The 3,985-nt window shown below is 57.0% G+C and carries 2 protein-coding genes; both read left to right on the top strand.

All coding sequences use genetic code 11. The features are described 5' to 3' along the window. Positions 1 to 68 precede the first annotated feature (68 nt). The gene (locus ACJROR_RS15245) at positions 69 to 3,623 is read left to right on the top strand and encodes a contractile injection system protein, VgrG/Pvc8 family (protein WP_406547837.1); all 3,555 of its coding nucleotides are present in this window, start codon (positions 69 to 71) and stop codon (positions 3,621 to 3,623) included. An 87-nt stretch (positions 3,624 to 3,710) separates the two neighbouring features. Further along, on the top strand, positions 3,711 to 3,985 hold a 275-nt coding region (locus ACJROR_RS15250), incomplete at its 3' end, for a hypothetical protein (RefSeq protein ID WP_406547838.1).

Consider the following 3,985-nt stretch of genomic DNA (forward strand, 5'->3'; position numbering starts at 1 on the left):
CATGAGCAAAAACCGGCGCCTTGCGGCAAATTTGGCTGTCAGCACAATACTATGAAGGAGACCTCGGCATGTTCCACAAAGAAATCAGGCTGTCATTTGTCAGGGAATGTCCTCTGGCCGCCGCCTGGCCCGTCCGCTGCTCTGTCAGCGAGGGCATAAGCCTTCCCTTCCGGGCGCAGGTTACCCTGTTTCTGGATAACCCGCTGACCCAGAAGGAGCTGGAAGACTGCCTCCTCCTAAAAACCCGTCTTGAGATGTCCCAGCAGGATACCACGGGGGCCATGCGCCGCGGCCGGACCTTTCACGGGATCATTACCTCATATAACGCTCTGGGGCTTCTTTCGGACATCAATGACACCGCTCCGGGGAACGACTGCTACGGCTATGAAATCGTCATCGAACCGGAAATCGCGCTCATGGGGCTTAATCTCCGCACCAGGAGCTTCCCTCCCGATAACTCTCCCGCGGACATCATAAGCAGCATCTTCGCGGAATACAATCTCCCCTGCAGCTTTGACGTGGATCTGTTCGATAAGCTCCCCAGCCAGGGACAGGCCGCTCAGGAAAACAACGAAACCGACCTTAATTTCATTAACCGCTTCTCCTTTTACTACGGCTTAAACTACGTGCTGGAACTGCCCGAAGATACCGAGGAAGGCGATCCCTCCTTTGCCCCCGCGACAGCAGTGTTTTCCCGGGGCTGGCGGACGGGCCGGGGCCGGAGATTCACCGGAAACACCTTAACGGAAGCAGAGGAGATCTCCTGCATCATAGGCTCTAAGGAGGCTGCGTCCTTCGCCCAGGGGCCCCTGGAGCTGGATCGGCTGGTGAAAACCGGCTTCGCGGGCATTGGCAGCATTCGCGGGAGCTCTGTGATTCCCGGGGCCGCCAGAACAGCGCCGCCGGTTTTTCTGAAAGGGTTTGAGACCGTCCGGGGGGCCGGAAAAAAGCCCGGGGAGGAAATCCTGGCATTCGGCCGGGAGTCCGCGCAGGCGCTGGACAGACTGTTTTCCGACCGGACGCTGATTAAGGCTCATGATTTTGCGGTGGCCTCCGGTCAGCCCCTTTTGGTTAATAAATCACGCTATCTCACGGTGCGAAGCCGCTTCAGCTTTAACCTTGCTTTGCCAAAGGGATTCCGCCGGGCTTCCGGCTGCCCCGCCGCCGAAGAGGAGCTGTCTCTCACCGCCGTGGCCGTGCCCTTTCCGGATGATGCCGCTGACAATGTCACCCTGGGCCCCCTGTGCTGCTTCAGCAGGATCCCGGATAACCCGAATCCCGGAAACGCCTTCGTCATTTCCGAAATCCCCCGGCCGGGCCAGAGCTTCAATCTGACGGGAGCCCCGGCTCTCCGGAGTGACGCTGCCGGCGCCTCAGGGGGAAATTCCGACACCGAGGTCTGCGAGGCCACGGTGTGCGACAGCGCCGGAAAAACCGGCTCCCCCGGAACCGTCGCTCCGGCCGCGGATGACGACACCGCCTTTCCGGCCCGCTTCTATGCCCGCATTGACGGCTCCGACACCGCCATCACCGCCAACTTTGTAAGCTTTGGGGGAAGTCAGGATCCCCTGGGAAATTTCCCGAAAATCGGCCAGAAAATACTCCTTCTCCATGCGGGAAACAGCTACTATTTCATGGGCTATCTCTCGAAACAGGACGCCCTCCCGGTCTATGACAGCGGTCTCCGGAACGATCTTATGATGAGCGAGGTTTTTAACTCCGGCTACGATCCGTCCGGAACAGCCGGCGCGGACAGGAAGGTGACCAACACAAACCGGGATCAGAATAATCAGTGCCTGGCCTTCGTCCGGTTCTCCAAGTCCGCGGCCCTTGTTAAATACCTGATTATGCAGGATCATCTTGCAGATTTTATGAAGTGTCTGGCTCTCCGCTCAAACACCCGTAAAATCACGGAGATTTATGACAGCAAAAAGAAAGAGATCCAAACCCAGCTTACAGCGTTAGAAAATGCCCGGGATAAACTGGATGAAGCGCTTAACAACGGCACCGACCTGAAAACCGCCAAGGACAATCTGACAAAAGCCGAAGCAGATCTCACCGCCAGTGCCGAAACCATTGTATCCAAGATTAAGGACGTCCGGAGCATCAAAAAACGCCTGGCTGAAATCCTTAAGGAACAATACCCCGATACCGAGCCCTCAAAATACACCGCTGCCCAGAAGGATGCCGCTCTGGAAATAATTCTGGGCCTCGCCGGCTTCTCTCTGTTTTATGACGGGACGCACCGGGAATACGGCGCCGCGCTGGAAAACGCCGCTGCCACGGATATCACCGCATCCGCCGGCAAAAAGGTCAGCATTCAGGCGGGCAGCGATATTGTCATTACCGCGGATTCCTCCATTACTCTGCAGGTGGGGAACAGCGCCCTCTCCATGGACGGCAACGGCATCTCCCTGTCGACAGCTTATTTCAAAAACAAATTCTCCCCCTGGGACGGCAGAATCACCCTGAGCCCCGTTACGGGAGTCAGCGTGTCCGGCTACCAGTTCCAGGCAAATGCCCTCATGGCCGCCGGCATGTCAGACAGCTTCGGCGGCAGCGTCGGCACCAAAACCGGACTCATGTCTGTCTCGGCGCCGCAAATCAAGCTGAACACCATGAACGGCATGAGCGCTGCCAAGGTTATTACCGCCCTTTCGCTCCGTGTCGCCGATGCCATTTCGGACACTGCCTGTCAGTCTGCTGACAACGATGACGGCGATATGGCCGCCTCCATCATCAGCAATCTCTGCGACTACGGCAACACCGGCCTGTCCATTGCTGACGACGCCATAACCGCCTTAAAGGAATTTATCAAGGCCGTGAACAGCGGTACCTGCGGTCCTCGATCTGTGGCCGATCTCGTTATTTCCTTCATCAGCGTGATTCTGGATACCACGGATGTGCTGGAAGCATTAGTTGCCTGCGATATTGTCCGGAATGCCAGCGAGGATTACGATTTTGTAAAACGCACTCCGGAAAACGGCTATGTCAGCGAACATGACAAATATCTCATAATAATAAGCTCCATAAGAACCGCGGCTCTTATGACCAGCGGCCTTTTGCTCATGGCCGACAATCTCGCTTCCTCCCAGATCTCGGTTCTGGAACTTAACGCCAGCGGCGCCACCCACACAGCCGGCCGCATGGAATTCAGCACCGTATCCGGCAGCATCGAGGTTTCCCCTCTGGCGGCTCAGGACACTGCCGAAGTCGGGGACAGCCTCATTGATGGCTTCGGCGATGCCGATGCGCTCGCTCTGACCGCAGACGTTGCCGCAGCGACAGCAAGAGGACTCAGGAATATCGCCGGAAATACCGGAGCCCGCTTAGCCGAGACTGCGACCATGACCAACCTCGGCCGGCATGATGTCACAGGATCTGAAGAGATCAGCGTAACCCAAAGCCGCACAGCCCTTCATGAAGACCGCACCGCCGGAACCAGAACCGATGGAACGGGAAGCCGGGACGATATCTCGGGATCCTCCGGAAAGATCAACGCAACTGAAACAGGGGGTGCAGGCTCCTCCGAAAACTCAGATGCTTTGAAATCCGGAACCACGGGAGTCAAGGACATCGCAGGCGGCTTGAAAACCAACCAAACCCTGGAAGATATCAGTTAACCGGCGCTGCCGGTTAACTGAAGGAGTCAGGGACAAGCCTGACAGCCAAAGGGGCCGCCAGGTATTACAGGCACAGGTAAAGCAGAAATGTTTAAAAAGGAAATCGAAGTATCTTTTGTGAAGGAATGCGCTCTTTCAGGCGCCCGGGCCTTCAAATGCGCAGTCACCGAAGGCATCAGCCAGCTCTTCCGGGCGGAGATCACGCTGTTTTCCGGAAAACCTCTGTCCCGGGAGGACATGGAGAGCTGTCTCCTCCTGAAAACCCGGCTTTCCATCCGGGAGTTCGATACCACGGGAGTCCTGAGCCGGGGCCGGGATTTTCAGGGGATCATCTCCTCCTATAATGCTCTGGGTCTTATATC

The organism is Succinimonas sp. (assembly GCF_045225735.1).
Lineage (GTDB): Bacteria > Pseudomonadota > Gammaproteobacteria > Enterobacterales > Succinivibrionaceae > Succinimonas.

What these genes read in the sequence shown, in the direction of transcription:
- ACJROR_RS15245 (WP_406547837.1), top strand. Translation starts at nt 69, where the DNA reads ATGTTCCACAAAGAAATCAGGCTGTCATTTGTCAGGGAATGTCCTCTG.